Below are 17,942 nucleotides of genomic sequence, written 5' to 3' on the forward strand. Positions count from 1 at the left end.
CCGTGACGCTGCGTTTCCCGCTCTACCTGCGCATCTGGCTGGCGGTGATCGTCGCCGTCGCCCTGCTCACGCTCGCGTTCGGCGCCCTGTGGGAGCTGTACCGCGACCAGGTGCGCTCGGAGCAGGCGCAGTCGGTGCGCGAGATCATCATCCGCGACGATGCCGGGCAGGTGCTCGGCCAGGGCCCCGTCTCGAGGACCAACCGCGGGCCCGGCCAGGGCTTCGAGGTGGACGTGACGCTGAAGGACGGCCGCAAGCTGACCGTGCAGATGCCGCCCCGCCAGCGGCGTCCCGGCGAAGGGCCGGCGGGCATGCGGCCCTACCTGCCTCGCGGCCCGACCGGGCTGTTCTGGCTGCTCGGAATCGTGGCGCTGGCGATGGTGGTCGGCAGCTACCCGATCATCCGGCGGCTCACGCTGCGGCTCGAAAACCTGCGCGCCGGCGTGGAACGCTGGGGCCGCGGCGACCTGGCCGCGCGTGTCGACGAGAGCGGCAGCGACGAGGTGGCCTTCCTGGCGCGGCGCTTCAACCATGCCGCGGAGCGCGTCGAGACGCTTCTGAAAAGCCACAAGTCGCTGCTGGCGAACGCGTCGCACGAGCTGCGCTCCCCGCTGGCCCGCATCCGCATGGCGCTCGAACTGCTCGACGGCGCGCCCACGCCGGTTCAAAGGCAGGAACTGCTGCGCAACATCGGTGAACTGGACCAGCTGGTCGACGAGATCCTGCTGGCCAGCCGCCTGGACGCGCGCGAAACCGATATCGGCACCTTCGAACCGGTGGACCTGACCGGCCTGGCGGCCGAGGAATGCGCGCGCGCCGGCGCCGAGCTGTCAGCGCTTCCGGGCACCGACAACCTGACGGTGAACGGCGTGGCCAAGCTGCTGCGCCGCGCCATCCGCAACCTGCTGGAGAACGCCCGCCGCTACGCCGAAGGCCCGGCCGAGGTCGACGTTCGGCGCGAGGGCAAGCACGCCGTGCTGCGCGTCAGCGACCGCGGCCCGGGCGTGCCGCCGGAGCAGTGCGAACGCATCTTCGAGCCGTTCTACCGCCTGCCCGGCGCCAGCGAGCGCGAAGGCGGCGTGGGCCTGGGCCTCGCCCTGGTGCGCTCGATCGCGTCGCGCCACCACGGCACGGTGCATTGCGAGGCACGCGACGGCGGCGGCGCCTGCTTCGTGCTGCGGCTGCCGCTCTAGAGCGGGAAAGGCGTCAGCGCGTCGCCGGCGCTGGCTTGGGCGGGCGTGTGGGCCACGTTCATCAGCCAGTTCACCATGACGAAGTAGCCGACCAGCGTGGTGAGCTCCACCACGCCCTGCTCACCGAAGCCGCGCACGGCACGCTCGTAGGTCGGTTCGCTGCTGCCGTTCGTGCGGAGCAGTTCCATCGCGAAGTCCAGCGCCAGGGCTTCGTCTTCCTTCAGGCCGGACGTGGGCCGCGCGCCCTGCCGCAGCACGTCGATCGCGCCCGCGTCCACGCCCGCCTTGACCGCGAGCGGCGCATGCACGTGCCACTCGAACTGATTGCCCACATGGCGCGCCGCGGCGCAGGTGACCAGCTCGCGGACGCGCGCCTCCAGCGCGCTCTCGAAGCGCAGGTACTCGCCGACCTTGCCGACGCGCTCCAGCAGCACGGGGCTGCGCATGAGCGGAAGGAAGGGGCCGAACACGCCCTTGCGCGGCCCATCGATCAGCGCCTGCGCGGCCGCGCGTTGCTGCGGCGTCATGGATTCCATCGGCGGCAAGGGCATCCGCTCGCGCCACGGCTGGGCCGAGCCCTGGCGAAGTGCTTCGGGGACAGGTGGGCTATCGGGCATGGGAGGTCTCCTGCAAACGGGTGGATGAAGCCGCGGACGCGCGCCAGAGCCAGATCGCGCTGGCGAACAGGGTCAGCGCGCCGGCCTGCAAGGACAGCGACAGGCCGTGCCCGGGCGAGGCACGCAGCAGCAGCGACGACAGCACCGGACCCGCGATCTGGCCCAGCGCGAAGGCGGCCGTCATGCGGCCGACCAGCGCGGTGGCATCGCCCTGGGCCCGCGCGCGGATCTCCTGCACACCCGCCAGCGTCACGACCATGAAGGTGCCGCCCACCAGCAGCGCGGACAGCGCGATCGTCCAGCCGTTTCGCCACAGGCTGGGCAGCAGGACGCCCAGGCCCATCAACAGGTGCGATGCGGCCCAGACCTGCACGCGCGAGGCACGGCGCAGCAGTCTTGCCGCGACCAGCGTGGAGACAGCCGCCGTGGCGCCGAACAGCGGCCAAGCGAGCCCGAAGATCCGCGGGTCCTCCACCACCTCGCGGGCGAGCACCGGCAGGAAGGTGGCCGGCAGGATGTAGCCGAAACCGAGGACTGCGTAGCAGACGACCAGGCCCGCGCTGCCCCGCGGCATCGCCGCGCGCCTGGACGCGGCGGTGCTGGCGGCTTGTGCCCGCGGCAAGCGGGCGAGCACCCCGAGAACCGGGATCGAGAGCACCAGCGCGAGCGCGCCCAGCTGCAGCCAGAGCGCGACGGGGCCCACGCCTGCCGCCGCGCCCGCGAGGCAGTGAAGCCCCGCCAGCGCGATGCCGCCGCCCACGCCGGCGTACACCGCACTGCTCCAGGACGGTGAACCGGCCCGCGCGAGCGCCGACAAGCACCAGATGGCGGTCGCCACGAAGGCCCACGCGCTTGCAATGCCGGCGAGCAGCCGCAGCGCCGCCCACCACATCAGCGGACCTTGCAGGGCCATCGCGGCGGTGAGCGCAGCGGTGCCGAGCAGGGCCGTGGCCGCGAGCCGCGGCGCAGTCCAACCGGTGCGAGCAGCCGTCAGCGCGCCGATCAGGTAGCCCGCGTAGTTGGCCGCGGCCACCCAGCCGCCGCCCGCCACGTCGAGCTGGCCGGCCTGGAGCATGAGCGGCAGCATCGGCGTGAACGCGAAGCGGCCGATGCCCATCGCGACGGCCAGCGACAACAGCCCCGCCAGACCGGCGGCCCAGGCCGGCGGCTCGCGATGCGGGGCTTGCGGGTTTGCCATGGCGGGCCCATTACACCCAGAATGGCCGGACCCGCACAAATGAATTTTCGAGAAGGATCGTTCTTGCCATGAGAACACTCGACCTGGACTCGCTGGAGATCTTCCGCACCGTCGCGCAGGAGGGCGGCATCATCCGCGCCGCCGGAAAACTGGGGCGGGTGCAGTCCAACGTCACCACACGGATCAAGCAGCTGGAGCAAAGGCTCGGGCTTGCTCTCTTCCGGCGCCAGGGCCGCTCCATCGTGCTGTCGCCCGAGGGCGAGTTGCTGCTCTCGTACGCGCAGCGCCTGTTCCGCCTGGCCGACGAGGCCGAAGGCGAATTGCGAACCGGCAAACCCATGGGCGCGCTGCGCATCGGTTCGCTGGAGAGCACGGCCGGCAGCCGCCTCGGGCCGCTGCTCTCGAAATACCATCGCCTTCATCCGGGCGTCGTGGTGGAACTGGCCACCGGCACCACTGGCGCCTTGGTGCAGCGGGTCACGAATTTCGAGCTGGAAGCGGCGTTCGTGTCCGAGCCCTTCACCGCGCCGGGCCTTTCGACGATGAAGGTGTTCGATGAAGAGCTGGTGCTGATCACCGGCAAGGACGTGCCGGCGGTCCGGCGCGCAGCCGATCTGGAAGGCCGGACGCTGATCGCTTTCGCGAACGGATGCTCGTACCGCAAGCGGCTGGAGGAGTGGCTCGGCGCATCGGCGGTGATGCCGGCGCGCACGCTCGAGTTCGCTTCGTACCAGGCCATGATCGCCTGCGTGGCCGCGGGCACCGGATTCGCGGTCGTGCCGCGATCGCTGCTGCTCGCGTTGCGCTCGGCGGGTGACGTGCGGCAGCACGGGTTGCCCGCGCGCGTGCGTCGCAACCGGACGCACCTGGTGTGGAACGGCGCCGCGTCGACGGCGCTGCTGCGTCTTCAGGCGCTGCTGACGGCGCCCTGAACCAGGCCGGCGACGCGCTCGGGTCGTACGTCGCGCAGGCAGCGGTGGTGGCCCAGGGGACACTCGCGCGCGAAGCAGGGCGCGCAGTCCAGCGGCGGCTGGTAGCCCGGGTCGTCCTTCAACCAGACCACGCGCGCCGCGTCGTTGAGCGGTGGCGTGTGGAGCGGACTCGAGGAGCCGAACAAGGCGACCTGCGGCACACCAAAGGCGGCCGCGACGTGCATCAGGCCGGAGTCGTTGCTGACCACCGCGCGCGCGGCCGCGATCAGCGCGAAGGCTTGCGCGAGCGACGTGTGGCCGGCGAGGTTGCGGCAGTTCGGCGCGGCCGCGGCAATGGCCTCGCAGACGGGAGTGTCCTTGCCGGACCCGAGCAGCAACACCGGCTGCTGCAACGACGCAGCCAGGGCCGCGTAATGCTCGACCGGCCAGCGCTTGGACGATCCGTACTCGGCGCCCGGCGCGAACACCAGGTAGCCGCCGCGCCGCAGGCCTTGCGCCGCGAGCGCCGCATCGATCTCACGCGCGTCCAGCCGAAGCACCGGCCTGTCCTGCTCCAGCCCTTCGCGCTCTCCGCTCAAGGCAGAATAGAACGCCACCATCGGCGGCTTGTCCTGCGGGTTCTTCAGGCGGTGCGTGAGCAAGCCCACGCGCGCCTCGCCAAGGTAGCCCACGCGCCGCGGGATGCTGGCCAGGAACGGCAGCAACGCGCTCTTGAGCGAATTGGGCAGCACGTAGGCGGTGTCGAAGCGCCCGTGCAGCTCACGCCCGAGGCGGCGGCGGGCGCCCCATTGCAATCCGCCGTGCTGGAAGGGGAACTCGAGGACCTGCTCGACCTGCGGCATGGCGCGATACACCGGCGCCACCCAGGGCACGGCGCCGACGGTCAGCCGCTCACCGCGCGCATGCAGGCGGCGCAGCAGCGGCTGCGTCATCACCGCATCGCCGATCCATTGCGGGGCGATGACCAGCGACCGGCTCACGGCCGCTTCAGTGGCCGCGGCCGACGTGCTCGCCTTCCTTGAGCTTGTAGATCGTGCCGCAGTACGCACAGCGCGCCTCGCCCGTGCGCGCCACGTCCAGGAAGATGCGGGGATGCGTGTTCCACAGCTTCATGCCGGCCACCGGGCTCGGGCAGAACACGCCGCCGTTGCCGTTCAGGTCGCTGGCGCGCAGTTCGACGACCGTCTGCTTTTTCGCGGGGGCGTCCATCGGCTCAGACCTTGGTCAGCCAGTGGGCGTACTTGGGATTGCGGCCGTTCACGATGTCGAAGAACGCGTTCTGGATCTTTTCGGTGACCGGGCCGCGCGAGCCGGCGCCGATCTCCACCCGGTCCAGCTCGCGGATGGGCGTGACTTCGGCGGCCGTGCCGGTGAAGAAGGCCTCGTCGGCGATGTAGATCTCGTCGCGGGTGATGCGCTTCTGGACCAGCTCGATGCCCAGGTCCTTGCAGATGTGGAGCACGGTGTTGCGCGTGATGCCGTTGAGCGCGCCGGCCGACAGGTCCGGCGTGTAGACCACGCCGTCCTTGACCACGAACACGTTCTCGCCCGCGCCTTCGCTCACGAAGCCGGAGCTGTCCAGCAGCAGCGCCTCGTCATAGCCGTCGTCCAGCGCTTCCATGTTGGCCAGGATGGAGTTGCTGTAGTTGGAGACCGCCTTGGCCTGCGTCATCGTGATGTTGACGTGGTGGCGCGTGTAGCTCGACGTCTTGACGCGGATGCCCTTCTTCAGGCCTTCCTCGCCCAGGTAGGCGCCCCAGGCCCAGGCCGCCACCATCAGGTGGATCTTGTTGCCCTTGGGGCTCACGCCCAGCTTCTGCGAGCCGATCCAGGTGAGCGGGCGCAGGTAGCAGCTCTCCAGCTTGTTGGCGCGCACGACCTGCTTCTGCGCCTCGTTGACCTGCTCCTTGCTGAACGGGATGGCCATGCGCAGGATCTTGGCGCTGTTGAACAGGCGCTCGGTGTGCTCCTGCAGCCGGAAGATGGCGGTGCCGCCCGCCGTGTTGTACGCGCGGACGCCCTCGAACGCTCCGCAGCCGTAGTGCAGCGTGTGGGTCAGCACGTGGATCTTCGCGTCGCGCCAGTCCACCAGCTCGCCGTCCATCCAGATCTTGCCGTCGCGGTCGGCCATCGAGGGCTGTGCAGTCATCTCTCGTCCTTGAGGGTGGGAAGCAAACAGGCGATTTTACTGAGGCGCCTGCGCCGGCGCGGGCGGCTCGGCGGACGGGCGCTCCAGCGTCCATTTCGACAGCCGGCCGTTCACGAACTCGCAGGTGACGTGCGAGCCGGATCCGTCCGTCCAGCGGAACACTTCGGGCTGCTGGTCCCTGGGCGAGAGCTGCTCGCCGAGCGAGCGCGACAGTCCGACCACGTGCAGCAGCGTGAGGTTGGTGCGCAGCTTCGAGTGGAGCATCACCGCGCTGCCCACGTAGCCGATCGGCTGGTCGGCCGCGCGCCGCAGGACCCGCGTGAGCTGGTTGAAGTGCAGCAGCATCCACATCACGATGCCGCCCGCCACCAGCGCCACGCCCGGCCAGCCCCAGCTGCGCCAGGCCAGGGCGACCATCGCCACGCCCGCGACGGGAAAGAAGATCCGTTGCCAGTTCATCCGCGGATTGTCGCGCCGCCGCTGGTCAGTCCAGCCCGCGCACGACGTCCATCGCTTCCTCGATGCGGTCCACCGCATGGATCGTGAGGCCCTCGATCTCGCGGCTGCCCTTCTTCGGCGCGTTGGCCTTCGGAACCACCGCGACCGAAAAGCCGAGCTTGGCCGCCTCGCGCAGCCGCTCCTGCCCGCGCGGCGCCGGCCGCACTTCGCCTGCCAGGCCCACTTCGCCGAAGGCGATGAAGCCCTTGGGCAGCGGCCGGCCCCGCAACGACGAGGTGATGGACAGCATCACCGCGAGGTCCGCCGCCGGTTCGGTGATGCGCACGCCACCGACCGCGTTGACGAACACGTCCTGGTCCAGGCAGGCGACACCCGCATGGCGATGCAGCACGGCCAGCAGCATGGCGAGGCGATCGCGTTCCAGGCCCACAGACAGCCGCCGCGGGCTGGGGCCGCCGGTGTCCACCAGCGCCTGCACTTCGACCAGCATCGGCCGCGTGCCTTCCAGCGTGACGAGCACGCAGCTGCCGGGCACGGGCTCGGCGTGCTGCGAGAGGAAGATCGCGCTCGGGTTGGCGACGCCCTTGAGGCCCTTTTCCGTCATCGCGAACACGCCGATCTCGTTCACGGCGCCGAAGCGGTTCTTGATCGCGCGCACCAGGCGGAAGCTGGAATGCGTGTCGCCCTCGAAATAGAGCACGGTGTCCACCATGTGCTCCAGCACGCGCGGACCGGCCAGGGCGCCTTCCTTCGTCACGTGCCCGACCAGGACGATGCAGGTGCCGGAAGCCTTGGCCGCGCGCGTCAGGTGCGCGGCGCATTCACGCACCTGGGCCACCGAGCCCGGCGCCGAAGTGAGCTGGTCGGAATAGACGGTCTGGATCGAGTCGATGACGGCCACTGCGGGCTTGGTGCCTGCGAGCGTCCCCAGGATCTTCTCCAGCTGGATCTCGGCCAGTACCTGCACCTGCGAGTTGTCCAGGCCCAGGCGCCTCGAGCGCAGCGCCACCTGCGCGCCGGACTCCTCCCCGGTGACGTAGAGGCAGCCCACGCCCGCGTGCTGCAGCGCGTCCATCGCCTGCAGCAGCAACGTGGACTTGCCGATGCCGGGGTCGCCGCCGATCAGCACCACACCGCCTTCGACGATGCCGCCGCCCAGCACCCGGTCGAGCTCGCCAATGCCTGTGGGCGTGCGCGCCACCTCGCTGGCCTCGATGTCGGCGAGCACCGCGACCCCCGCGGTGGGCGCCAGCGAGGCGAAGCGATGGCGCTGCGCGGCCGGCGTTTCGGCGACGGTTTCGATCAAGGTGTTCCAGGCGCCGCACTGCGGGCACTTGCCCTGCCACTTCGGCGTGGTCCCGCCGCACTCAGTGCAGCTGTAGGTCGTTCTGTCTTTGGCCACGCGGCAGTGTAGGCCAGCCCTGCAGCAGCTTTCCCGCGCAGCGGCGGGAACATGGATCAGCCAGGCCCGCCCTCATGGCGTAAGGGGTGTCCCTTGTGCCCGGGCCCGGCATTCATTTAACATGTTAACTAATCGTCCGATGAGCACCGCTTTCGCCCACCGCAATCTCCCGCGCCTGCTGCTGCAGGCGCGCGAAGCCGTGATGGCGCATAACCGCCCCCGCCTGCGTGAGCACGGCCTGTCGGACCAGCAATGGCGGGTGCTGCGCGTGCTGGGCGAGCATGGAACGGTGGAAACGGGCCGGGTGGCGCGCGAGGCCTACATCCTCGGGCCCAGCCTCACGGGCGTGCTCGCGCGCATGGAGCGCGACGGCCTCATTCGCCGCGAGCGCGATCCCGCGGACCAGCGCCGCACCGTGGTCGAGGCCACGCCGAAAGGCCGCAAGCTGGTGGAGCGGCTGTCCCAGACGGTCGAGGCCCACTACCAGTGGATGGAAAAGACGCTGGGCAAGAACAAGCTCCAGCAGCTGTACCGCCTGCTGGATGAACTGATCGAACTGGAGCAGCCGGGCTCCGGCGGCTGCCGCATCAGCGGGCCGACACCCAACCGCCCGGCCCGCGGGGAAGAGGCGGCCGCATGAGCTACTCGACGCTCGGAACCGATTACGGCACGCTGCTGGACTTGCGCAGCGGGATCGAGCGCATCGGCGCTCTCGTCAACACCTTGCAGTAAAGAGGCACCATGAAGATCGACCACCTGATCGACGGCAAGCGGGTCGCCGGCCGCGACTACTTCGAAACCGTCAACCCCGCCACCCAGGAAGTGCTGGCCGAAGTCGCCAGCGGCGGCGAAGCGGAAGTCAACGCCGCTGTCGCTGCTGCGAAGGCCGCATTCCCGGCGTGGGCCGCGATGCCGGCGCCGCAACGCGCCAGGCTGATCCGCAAGCTCGGCGACCTCATCGCCGCCAACGTGCCGGAGCTCTCGCGCACCGAAACCAACGACACCGGCCAGGTGATCGGCCAGACGGGCAAGGCGCTGGTGCCGCGCGCCGCCGACAATTTCTATTACTTCGCCGAGATGTGCGTGCGGGTGGACGGCCACACGTACCCGACCGAGTCGCACCTGAACTACACGCTGTTCCATCCGGTCGGCGTCTGCGCGCTGGTCTCGCCCTGGAACGTGCCGTTCATGACGGCCACCTGGAAGGTCGCGCCCTGCCTGGCCTTCGGCAACACCGCGGTGCTGAAGATGAGCGAGCTGTCGCCGCTGACGGCCGCGCGCCTGGGCGAACTTGCGCTCGAAGCGGGCATCCCGCCGGGCGTGCTCAACCTCGTGCACGGCTACGGCAAGCAGGCCGGCGAGCCGCTGGTGCGTCATCCCGACGTTCGGGCGGTCTCGTTCACCGGCTCCACCGCGACGGGCAACCGCATCGTCAAGGAAGCGGGGCTGAAGAAGTTCAGCATGGAGCTGGGCGGCAAATCGCCCTTCGTGATCTTCGACGATGCCGACATGGGCCGCGCGCTCGATGCCGCGGTGTTCATGATCTTCTCCAACAACGGCGAGCGCTGCACCGCCGGCAGCCGCATCCTGGTGCAGCAGAGCATCTACGCGGACTTCGTGCAGAAGTTCGTCGAGCGCGCCAGGCGCATCACCGTCGGTGACCCGCTGGATGAGAAGACGATCGTCGGCCCGATGATCTCGCAGGCCCACCTGGCCAAGGTTCGCAGCTACATCGAGATGGGACCGAAGGAAGGCGCCTCGTTGCTCTGCGGCGGCCTGGACGCGCCGCTGGTGCCCGACCGCGTGAAGAAGGGCAACTACGTCGCGCCCACCGTGTTCGCCGACGTGGACAACCGGATGAAGATCGCGCAGGACGAGATCTTCGGCCCCGTGGCCTGCCTGATCCCGTTCAAGGACGAGGCCGACGCGATCCGCATCGCCAACGACATCCAGTACGGCCTTTCCAGCTACGTGTGGACCGAGAACATCGGCCGCGCGCACCGCGTGGCCGCCGCGGTCGAGGCGGGGATGTGCTTCGTCAACAGCCAGAACGTGCGCGACCTGCGCCAGCCCTTCGGCGGCAGCAAGGCGTCTGGCATCGGCCGCGAAGGCGGGACCTGGAGCTACGAGGTGTTCCTGGAGCCGAAGAACATCGCGGTGTCGCTGGGGTCGCATCACATCCCGCATTGGGGCGCTTGATGCAAGAACAGCCGTACGCAGAAAACGCGGAAAGATCGCAGAAAGCGCGAAATTCCTCAGGCGGTTTTTCTCTGAGTTTTCCGCGTTCTTTCTGCGCTTTCTGCGTTCGGAAGCCCGCCTTGAAGGAGTCGTCATGGGCAAATTAGCCCTCGCCGCCAAGATCACGCACGTTCCGTCGATGTACCTGTCGGAGTTTCCGGGGCCGAACTTCGGTTGCCGCGATGCCGCCATCAACGGCCACAAGGAGATCGACCGCCGCTGCCGCGCGCTGGGCGTGGACACCATCGTGGTGTTCGACGTGCACTGGCAGGTCAACAGCGAGTACCACATCAACTGCGGGCCGAAGTTCGAGGGCGTCTACACCAGCAACGAGTTGCCCCACTTCATCAAGAACATGCCGTACGCGTACCCAGGCAACCCGCAGCTGGGGCACCTGATCGCCGACATGGCCAACAGCATGGACGTGAAGAGCCGCGCGCATTCGGACACCACGCTCGAGCTGGAATACGGCACGCTGGTGCCCATGCGCTACATGAACGGCGACCAGCACTACAAGGTGATCAGCGTCAGCGGCTGGTGCGACTGGCACGACCTGAACGAGTCGGCCCGGTTCGGGCTGGCCGTGCGGCGCGCCATCGAGGAGAAGTACGACGGCACGGTGGCGGTGTTCGCCAGCGGTTCGCTGTCGCACCACTTCGCCGACAACGGCCGCGCGCCGGAGTTCATGCACAAGGTGTACGACCCCTTCCTCGAACAGGTGGACCACCGGGTGGTGGAGCTCTGGAAGGCCGGCGACTGGAAGACGTTCGTCGGCATGCTGCCCATGTACGCCGACAAGTGCTGGGGCGAAGGCGACATGCACGACACGGCGATGCTGCTGGGCCTGCTGGGCTGGGACCGCTATGAGGCCCCCGTCGAGGTGATCACGCCCTACTTCGGCAGCTCCGGCACCGGCCAGATCAACGCCATCTTCCCCGTCACGCCGCTCGCGGCCTGAGGCAAAGCCATGCCGCACCTGGTCATCCTCTACACGCCCAACATCGAGGACGAAACCGACATGGGCGCGCTGTGCCGCACGCTGGCCGACGGCATGCTGGGCGTCAGGGACGAAGCCGGCAAGCAGGTGTTCCCGACCGGCGGCACGCGAGTGCTGGCCTACCCGGCCGCGCACTACGCGGTGGCCGACGGCCAGGGCGATTACGCCTTCATCTACATGAACCTGCGCATGGCCAGCGGCCGCAGCGACGCGGTGAAGAAGCTCGCCGGCGATACCGTGCTCGAGCGCGCCAAGGCGCACCTTGCGCCGCTGTTCGCACAACGCCTGATCGGCCTCACGGTCCAGGTCGACGAAAGCCCAGGACAGGTGTACGACGGCAAGCACAGCACGCTGCACCCCCACTTCAACAAGACCTGACCATGCTCGAGAAGGACCTGATCGACAAGCTCGCCGCCGAACTGCACCAGAGCGAGAAGACACGCGTGCAGGTGGAGCACTTCTCCAAGCGCTTTCCCGGCATGACCATCGAGGACGGCTACTCCGTCTCGCGCGCCTGGATGAAGCTCAAGCTCGCGCAAGGGCGGCAGGTGCGCGGCCACAAGATCGGCCTGACCTCGCGCGCGATGCAGCAGGCCAGCCAGATCAACGAGCCCGACTTCGGCACGCTGCTGGACGACATGTTCTTCGAGCCGGGCGAGATTCCCACGCAGCGCTTCATCGCGCCGCGTGTCGAGGTGGAACTGGCCTTCGTGCTCAAGCGCAAGCTGGAAGGCGACCGCATCACCGTGGACGACGTGCTGGACGCGACCGAGTACGTGACGCCGGCCATCGAGATCATCGACTCGCGCATCGAGCAGTTCGACCGCCATACGAAGGTGATGCGCAAGGTGCAGGACACGATCAGCGACAACGCCGCCAACGCCGGCATCGTGATGGCGGGCAAGCGTGTGAAGCCGCGCGACGTCGACCTGCCCTGGTGCGGCGCCATCCTGCGCCAGAACGGCGTGGTCGAGGAAACGGGTCTCGCGGCCGGCGTGCAGGGCCATCCCGCCATCGGCGTAGCCTGGCTGGCGATGAAGCTGGCGCCCTGGGGCGAAGCCCTGCAGCCCGGCCAAGTGGTGCTGGCGGGCTCCTTCACGCGACCCGTCGCCGCCAAGAAAGGCGACCGTTTCGATGCCGACTACGGCCCGCTCGGCCGCTTCGAGTTCCAGTTCACCTGAAGAGAAGCAACAAGAGGAAGCCCGCCATGCAGACGCCCGTCAATCGCTTCAAGAAGGCCCTGGCCGAGCGCCGCGCGCAGATCGGCCTGTGGCAAGGCCTGGCCAGTTCGTATTCGGCGGAGATCTGCGCCGGGGCGGGCTTCGACTGGCTGCTGATCGACGGCGAGCACTCGCCCAACGACCTGAACAGCGTGCTGCTGCAGGCGCAGGCGATCGCCGCGTATCCCGACACGCATGCCATCGCCCGCATCCCGCTGGGGCACGGCAACGTCGGCCAGATGCTGATCAAGCAGTACCTGGACCTGGGCATCCAGACGCTGCTGGTGCCGATGGTCGACACGCCGGAGCAGGCGCGCGAGATCGTGCGCAGCATGCGCTACCCGCCGCAGGGCGTGCGCGGCATGGGCGGCGCGCGCGCCTCGCGCTGGGGCCGCTATCCCAACTACGCGAAGGAAGCGAATGCGCAGGTCTGCCTGCTGGTGCAGGCCGAGACCCAGCAGGCGCTGGACAACCTGGACGCGATCGCCGCGATCGACGGCGTGGACGGCATCTTCCTCGGGCCCGCGGACCTGTCCGCCTCGATGGGTCACGTGGGCAATGCGGCGCATCCCGACGTGCAGGCCGCGATCGAGAACTCCATCGGGCGGATCAACCGCGCGGGCAAGGCCGCCGGCATCGTGACGCCGGACGAAGCGCTGGCGCGCCGCTACCTGGAACTGGGCGCGCTGTTCGTTGCGGTGGGCCTGGACAACAACATCCTGGCCAAGTCCACTTCCGCACTGGCGGCCAAGTTCAAGGGCACGGCGCCCGCGCCCGCCGCCAAGGGCGCCAGCCCCTACTGAAGACGGAACGACCATGAACGCCATCCTCCAGCCGGCGGCGCCGCCGGCCATGCACCCCGACGAGTGGCAGGCCCGCGTGCAGCTGGCCGCCTGCTACCGCGTGTTCGACCTGCTCGGCTGGACGGAGATGATCTACAACCACATCACGGTGCGGCTGCCGGACAGCGTCACCGGCGGCGAGAAGCATTTCCTGATCAACCCGTTCGGGCTGCACTACAGCGAGGTGACGGCGAGCAACCTGCTGAAGATCGACGTGCAGGGCCGCAAGCTCGACGACAACCCGTGGCCGGTGAACCCCGCGGGCTTTACCGTGCATTCGGCGATCCACGAGGGCATCCCCGACGCGCACTGCGTGATGCACACGCACACCACCTCCGGCCTGGCGGTGGCGTGCACGCAAGGCGGCCTGGCGCAGAACAACTTCTATTCGGCCCAGCTCCACGGCCTGGTGGCGTACCACGATTTCGAAGGCATCACGATCCATTCGGACGAGGCGCCGCGGCTGCTGAAGAACATCGGCGACAAGCCGGCGGTGATCCTGCGCAACCATGGCCTGCTGGCCTGGGGCCGCACGCTGCCGCTCGCGTTCGTGCGCCTGTGGACCCTGCAGCGCGCCTGCGACGTGCAGGTGGCGCAGGCCGCGCTCGGGCCTGCCATCCCCGTGCCGGAGAAGGTCGCGGCGCAGACCGTGGCCGACTCTTTCCAGTGGGACCAGAAGTTCGGCGCCGGGCAGGACGTGTTCGACGCGCTGGTGCGGCGCATCGACCGCATCGATCCCTCCTACAAGCACTGATCCCGCATGAAGGTTTGCATCTACGGCGCCGGCGCCATCGGCGGCTGGATCGGCGTCAAGCTCGCGCGCGCCGGTTGTGAAGTGAGCGTGGTCGCGCGCGGCGCGACGCTGGAGGCGGTGCAGTTGCATGGCCTGCGGCTGGAGGAGAACGGCAAGGTCGACGCGGTCCCCGCGCGAGCCAGCGCCACGCCCGCCGAACTCGGCGAGCAGGACCTGGTGGTGGTCGCCGTCAAGGCGCCGTCCATGCCCGACGTGGCGCTGGCCATCGGCCCGCTGCTCGGACCGAGAACCGTCGTGCTGACCGCGATGAACGGCGTGCCCTGGTGGTTCTTCGAAGGCTTCGGCGGCCGCTTCGCCGGCACGCGCTTGAAGGCGGTGGATCCGGAGGGCGTGATCGCCGCGGCCATCCCGCCCCGCCACATCGTCGGCTGCGTCGTCCATGCCAGCTGCCTGGTCAAGTCGCCCGGCCTGGTGCAGCACCACTTCGGCAACAAACTGATCGTGGGCGAACCCTCGGGCGAGAAGACGGCGCGCGTGCGCGAACTGGCCGCGCTGCTGGAGAAAGGCGGCCACGAAGTCGTCATCTCCGAGCAGATCCAGAAGGACGCCTGGTACAAGCTGTGGGGGAACATGACGGTCAATCCGGTCAGCGCTTTCACCGGCGCCACCACCGATCTGATCCTCAACGACGACCTGGTGCGCGGCTTCATTTCCAGCGTGATGCTGGAAGCGCGCGAGATCGGCGCGCGGATCGGCATCCCGATCGACCAGTCGCCGGAGGACCGGCACCAAGTCACGCGCCGGCTGGGCGCGTTCAAGACGTCGATGCTGCAGGACGTCGAAGCCGGCAAGCCGGTGGAGATCGACGCACTCGTGACGGTCGTCAGGGAACTCGGTGAACTCACCGGCGTGCCGACGCCCTACACCGACGTGCTGCTCGGCCTGTCGCGGCTGCACGCGCGCGTGCGCGGCCTTTATTGACTCGGCTACGGAGTGGCTCCAAAATGGAACCAACTCAGTTCCATCCCGGAGCCTGCCGTGCCCACTCTCTCGATCAAGGACGTTCCCGAACCCTGGGCTGAAGCGCTGCGCCAGCGCGCCTTGCGCAACCACCGTTCCCTCCAGGGCGAGCTGATGTCCATCGTGGAACAGGCCATCGGCGGCGGCCCCCTCCCGCCCGCCGCAGGCATGGTCGCGGAAGGGGTTGCGACCGAAGAGATCGACCGCGCGCGCCCGCGCATCGTCGGCTACGACAAGCGCGGCTGGCCCATCGTCCGCCAGGGCTGGAAAACGCCGGAACAGGTGGTCGCCGAGTTGCGCCGCAAGTACCCCGAGCCGGTGCACGACCAACCCCTGGGCGCCGACATCCTCCGGCAGGAACGGGACAGCCGGTGAGCCCGGCGCGCCTGCACATCGCCGAGCCGCCGGCGCAGTACCTGCTGCGACCCCCGCTGGTGGTGGACTGCAGCGTGATCGCCGGCACCGTGTTCAACGAGCCCTGGCGCGGCACCGCCGATGCGCAGATCGCGGGTCGCCAGCTGCATGCGCCTTATCTGCTGCAGTTCGAAATCACCAGCGTCGCCGTGAAGAAGCTGCGCCACGGCCTGGCCGATCTCGCCACCGACGGGCTGCGTCATGCGGCGTCGATGGCGGTCGAACTCCACCGCATCGAGGAGGACGCGGTCGCCGCGCTCGCGCAGCAATACCGGCTCTCCGCCTACGACGCCGCCTACCTGTGGCTGGCCGCCGACCTGAGGTGCCCGCTGGCGACCTTCGACGACCAGCTCGCCGCGGCCGCGCGGGCGCACCTGGCCAGCCTCGCCTGAGTCCTTCCTTGTCCACTCCCTCCAGGACGACGCCCACCCGGGCCCTTTCCGGCGCGGCGTTCTCCACGCTGCTGCTGATCGCACTGATGATGGGCGCCAACCACATCGCCGCCAGGATCGCTTTCAACCACGGCGCGGACGTCGCGACGGCGGTCGTGTTCCGCAGCACCGTGACTGCGCTGGTGATCGTGGCCCTCCTGGCCTCGCAGCGCGTGCGGGTGAGCTTCAGCGCGCGCCACAAGCGCTACTTGCCGGTCATCGGGCTGCTGGTGGGCATTCAGAGCCTGTGCCTGTATTCGTCGGTCGCGCGGCTGCCGGTGGCGCTGGCGCTGCTGGCGTTCAACACCTATCCGATCTGGACCGCGGTGTGGTCCGGCATCGTCTACCGGCACAAGCCCGAAAAGGCCCTGCTGATCGCCATGCCGGTGATCCTCCTCGGCTTGGGGCTCGCGCTGGACGTGCTGGGCGCCGCGTCCGGCCTGGGCGCCGCGGACCAGTGGCGCCGCATTGGCGCCGGCGTCGCTTTCGCGCTCGCGGCCGCGGCCACCTTCGGGCTGGCCCTGGTGCTCACGCAGCACGAGGCAGGCGACGTCGACGGCCGGGTGCGCACCGCCACCACCATGGGCCTGGCCGCGTTCGTGGCGCTCGCCGCCGTGGTCGTGCAGGGCGGCTTTCACCTGCCGCAGGCCGCCGCGGGCTGGGGCGGCCTGCTGGCGCTGACGTTCCTCTATGGGACGGCGTTCACCATCATGTTTACCGTGCTGCCACGCCTGGGTGTGGTGGGCAATTCGGCCATCATGAACGTGGAGCCGGTGTTCGCGCTGGTGCTCGGCTGGTTGATCCTGGACCAGGCGATCGCGCCGGTGCAGGTCGTCGGCGCGCTCATCGTCGTGGGCGCCGTGATGGCGCTGGGCATGCGCAAGCGCTGAACTAATCGAGCGCCTTCGCCACCCGTGGGGCTACCGCGCACATCAGCTCATACCCCAGCGTCGAGCCGGCACGCGCCACGTCGTCGATCGGCAGCACCGCGCCGCTGCTTGCGCGGCCCCACAGCGTGACCTCGCTGCCGATGCGCGCATTCGGCACCGGCGACAGGTCCACGGTGATCATGTCCATGCTCACTCGCCCGACCATGCGCGTGCGCACGCCGTCCACCAGCAGCGGGGTCCCCGTCGTGCAATGGCGCGGGTAGCCGTCCGCGTAGCCGCAGGCGACGATGCCGATGCGAAGCGGCGCGTCGGCCTGGAAGCTGGAGCCATAGCCGACCGTGTCGCCGGGCTGCAGCTGCTGGACGCCGATCAGGCGGCTGGCCAGCGTCATCGTCGGCTGCAGGTCCCAGTGCGCGATGTCGTGTTCGGGATGGTCCGGCGCGCTGCCGTAGACGGCGATGCCGGGCCGCACCCAGTCGCCCCGCACGCCCGCGTCCTGCGCATGGCGCAGCGTGGCCGCGCTGTTGGCCAGCGAGCGCTCGCCGGGAAGGTCGCGCGTCGCCTCCGCGAAGGCGCGCACCTGGTGGGCGATGCCGCGGTCGCCGTCGGCGTCGCTGAAGTGCGTCATCAGCGAGATCTCGTCGACCTGCGGCAGCGCATCGAGGCGCGTCCAGGCCGCGCGAAAGGCGCCCGGCGCGAAGCCCAGCCGGTTCATGCCGGAGTTCATCTTCAGGAACACCCGGTGCGGCTGCTGCGTCTTGTGGGCGGCCAGCCAGTCGATCTGCTCGGTGCAGTGCACCGCGTGCCACAGGCCCAGGCGCGAGCACAGCTCCAGGTCGCGCGGCTCGAACGCGCCTTCGAGCAGCAGGATGGGCCCGCGCCAGCCGAGCGCGCGGACCCGTTCGGCTTCCTGCAGGTCGAGCAGCGCGAAGCCGTCGGCGCCGCGCAGGCCTTCGTAGGCGCGCTCGATGCCGTGGCCATAGGCATCGGCCTTGACCACCGCCCAGACTCTCGCGTCGGGGGCGGCGCGGCGCATGCGGGCGAGGTTGTGGCGCAGCGCTTCGGTGTGGATCGTGGCCTGGATCGGACGGGGCATTCCGGAATGGCTCGGCTGAGGTGGATTGAAGATTTTGTCATTACTGCGCGTGATATAACCCCCGACGCTTTGGAGACAGCTGTTAATCCA

At 69.3% G+C, this 17,942-nt stretch carries 21 protein-coding genes; 13 read left to right on the forward strand and 8 right to left on the reverse strand.

The window, feature by feature from the left end; genetic code table 11:
* Positions 1-2 precede the first annotated feature (2 nt).
* The gene (locus tag EZ313_RS08670; RefSeq protein ID WP_135262766.1) at positions 3-1,193 is read left to right on the forward strand and encodes a sensor histidine kinase; all 1,191 of its coding nucleotides are present in this window, start codon (positions 3-5) and stop codon (positions 1,191-1,193) included.
* Here EZ313_RS08670 and EZ313_RS08675 read toward each other — a convergent pair.
* On the reverse strand, positions 1,190-1,810 hold the full coding sequence (locus tag EZ313_RS08675) for a carboxymuconolactone decarboxylase family protein (protein WP_135262767.1): 621 nt from the start codon (positions 1,808-1,810) through the stop codon (positions 1,190-1,192). The genes EZ313_RS08670 and EZ313_RS08675 overlap by 4 nt on opposite strands.
* On the reverse strand, positions 1,800-3,008 hold the full coding sequence (locus tag EZ313_RS08680) for a YbfB/YjiJ family MFS transporter (RefSeq protein ID WP_135262768.1): 1,209 nt from the start codon (positions 3,006-3,008) through the stop codon (positions 1,800-1,802). Before EZ313_RS08680 ends, EZ313_RS08675 begins: the two co-directional genes overlap by 11 nt.
* Before the next feature lie 68 nt (positions 3,009-3,076).
* Here EZ313_RS08680 and EZ313_RS08685 point away from each other — a divergent pair, with 68 nt between their 5' ends.
* Entirely contained in the window at positions 3,077-3,940 is an 864-nt protein-coding gene (locus EZ313_RS08685; RefSeq protein ID WP_135262769.1) for a LysR family transcriptional regulator, read from the forward strand.
* Here EZ313_RS08685 and waaF read toward each other — a convergent pair.
* From waaF to radA, 5 genes are read right to left on the reverse strand one after another with little or no spacing between them, the layout of a single operon-like run.
* Positions 3,916-4,920 carry a lipopolysaccharide heptosyltransferase II gene (gene waaF, locus EZ313_RS08690; RefSeq protein WP_135262770.1) on the reverse strand — a complete coding sequence of 335 codons (1,005 nt, stop codon included), beginning with the start codon at positions 4,918-4,920 and terminating at the stop codon, positions 3,916-3,918. The two genes, EZ313_RS08685 and waaF, sit on opposite strands and share 25 nt — an antisense overlap.
* A gap of 7 nt (positions 4,921-4,927) precedes the next feature.
* Positions 4,928-5,149 (reverse strand): zinc-finger domain-containing protein, encoded by a 222-nt coding sequence (locus tag EZ313_RS08695; RefSeq protein WP_135262771.1) that lies wholly within the window; start codon positions 5,147-5,149, stop codon positions 4,928-4,930.
* A 4-nt stretch (positions 5,150-5,153) separates the two neighbouring features.
* Positions 5,154-6,089, reverse strand: coding sequence for a branched-chain amino acid transaminase (locus EZ313_RS08700; protein ID WP_135262772.1), 936 nt, complete (start codon positions 6,087-6,089; stop codon positions 5,154-5,156).
* A 36-nt stretch (positions 6,090-6,125) separates the two neighbouring features.
* Positions 6,126-6,548, reverse strand: a complete 423-nt coding sequence (locus EZ313_RS08705; RefSeq protein WP_135262773.1) for a glycerate kinase — start codon at positions 6,546-6,548, stop codon at positions 6,126-6,128.
* A gap of 25 nt (positions 6,549-6,573) precedes the next feature.
* A complete protein-coding gene (gene radA / locus EZ313_RS08710; protein ID WP_135262774.1) occupies positions 6,574-7,950 on the reverse strand; it encodes a DNA repair protein RadA in 1,377 nt (458 codons plus the stop codon).
* Between the two features lie 139 nt (positions 7,951-8,089).
* On the opposite strand from radA, the gene hpaR reads away from it, so the two are divergent.
* The 11 genes from hpaR to EZ313_RS08760 all read left to right on the forward strand — a co-directional run bounded on the left by hpaR (position 8,090) and on the right by EZ313_RS08760 (position 16,756).
* Positions 8,090-8,590 (forward strand): homoprotocatechuate degradation operon regulator HpaR, encoded by a 501-nt coding sequence (gene hpaR / locus EZ313_RS08715; protein ID WP_240788568.1) that lies wholly within the window; start codon positions 8,090-8,092, stop codon positions 8,588-8,590.
* A 101-nt stretch (positions 8,591-8,691) separates the two neighbouring features.
* On the forward strand, positions 8,692-10,149 hold the full coding sequence (hpaE, locus tag EZ313_RS08720; RefSeq protein ID WP_135262775.1) for a 5-carboxymethyl-2-hydroxymuconate semialdehyde dehydrogenase: 1,458 nt from the start codon (positions 8,692-8,694) through the stop codon (positions 10,147-10,149).
* Positions 10,150-10,282: 133 nt separating this feature from the next.
* Positions 10,283-11,146 carry a 3,4-dihydroxyphenylacetate 2,3-dioxygenase gene (gene hpaD / locus EZ313_RS08725; protein ID WP_135262776.1) on the forward strand — a complete coding sequence of 288 codons (864 nt, stop codon included), beginning with the start codon at positions 10,283-10,285 and terminating at the stop codon, positions 11,144-11,146.
* A 9-nt stretch (positions 11,147-11,155) separates the two neighbouring features.
* On the forward strand, positions 11,156-11,563 hold the full coding sequence (locus tag EZ313_RS08730; RefSeq protein ID WP_135262777.1) for a 5-carboxymethyl-2-hydroxymuconate Delta-isomerase: 408 nt from the start codon (positions 11,156-11,158) through the stop codon (positions 11,561-11,563).
* A gap of 2 nt (positions 11,564-11,565) precedes the next feature.
* On the forward strand, positions 11,566-12,366 hold the full coding sequence (gene hpaH / locus EZ313_RS08735) for a 2-oxo-hept-4-ene-1,7-dioate hydratase (RefSeq protein ID WP_135262778.1): 801 nt from the start codon (positions 11,566-11,568) through the stop codon (positions 12,364-12,366).
* 26 nt (positions 12,367-12,392) lie between these two features.
* The gene (locus tag EZ313_RS08740; RefSeq protein ID WP_135262779.1) at positions 12,393-13,208 is read left to right on the forward strand and encodes an aldolase/citrate lyase family protein; all 816 of its coding nucleotides are present in this window, start codon (positions 12,393-12,395) and stop codon (positions 13,206-13,208) included.
* A 13-nt stretch (positions 13,209-13,221) separates the two neighbouring features.
* A complete protein-coding gene (locus tag EZ313_RS08745) occupies positions 13,222-14,001 on the forward strand; it encodes a class II aldolase/adducin family protein (protein ID WP_135262780.1) in 780 nt (259 codons plus the stop codon).
* A gap of 6 nt (positions 14,002-14,007) precedes the next feature.
* Entirely contained in the window at positions 14,008-14,982 is a 975-nt protein-coding gene (locus tag EZ313_RS08750) for a 2-dehydropantoate 2-reductase (RefSeq protein ID WP_135262781.1), read from the forward strand.
* Between the two features lie 57 nt (positions 14,983-15,039).
* Positions 15,040-15,396: a FitA-like ribbon-helix-helix domain-containing protein gene (locus EZ313_RS23265; RefSeq protein WP_167772547.1), complete on the forward strand. Its 357-nt coding sequence runs from the start codon at positions 15,040-15,042 to the stop codon at positions 15,394-15,396.
* Positions 15,393-15,827 carry a type II toxin-antitoxin system VapC family toxin gene (locus tag EZ313_RS08755; RefSeq protein WP_167772548.1) on the forward strand — a complete coding sequence of 145 codons (435 nt, stop codon included), beginning with the start codon at positions 15,393-15,395 and terminating at the stop codon, positions 15,825-15,827. The genes EZ313_RS23265 and EZ313_RS08755 overlap by 4 nt, the downstream gene beginning before the upstream one ends.
* Positions 15,828-15,835: 8 nt before the next feature.
* Positions 15,836-16,756, forward strand: coding sequence for a DMT family transporter (locus EZ313_RS08760; RefSeq protein ID WP_135262783.1), 921 nt, complete (start codon positions 15,836-15,838; stop codon positions 16,754-16,756).
* Position 16,757: 1 nt separating this feature from the next.
* Here EZ313_RS08760 and alr read toward each other — a convergent pair whose 3' ends face one another.
* Entirely contained in the window at positions 16,758-17,852 is a 1,095-nt protein-coding gene (alr, locus tag EZ313_RS08765) for an alanine racemase (RefSeq protein ID WP_135262784.1), read from the reverse strand.
* Positions 17,853-17,942: the final 90 nt, after the last annotated feature.

Origin of the sequence: Ramlibacter henchirensis (assembly GCF_004682015.1) — a bacterium.
GTDB lineage: Bacteria > Pseudomonadota > Gammaproteobacteria > Burkholderiales > Burkholderiaceae_C > Ramlibacter > Ramlibacter henchirensis.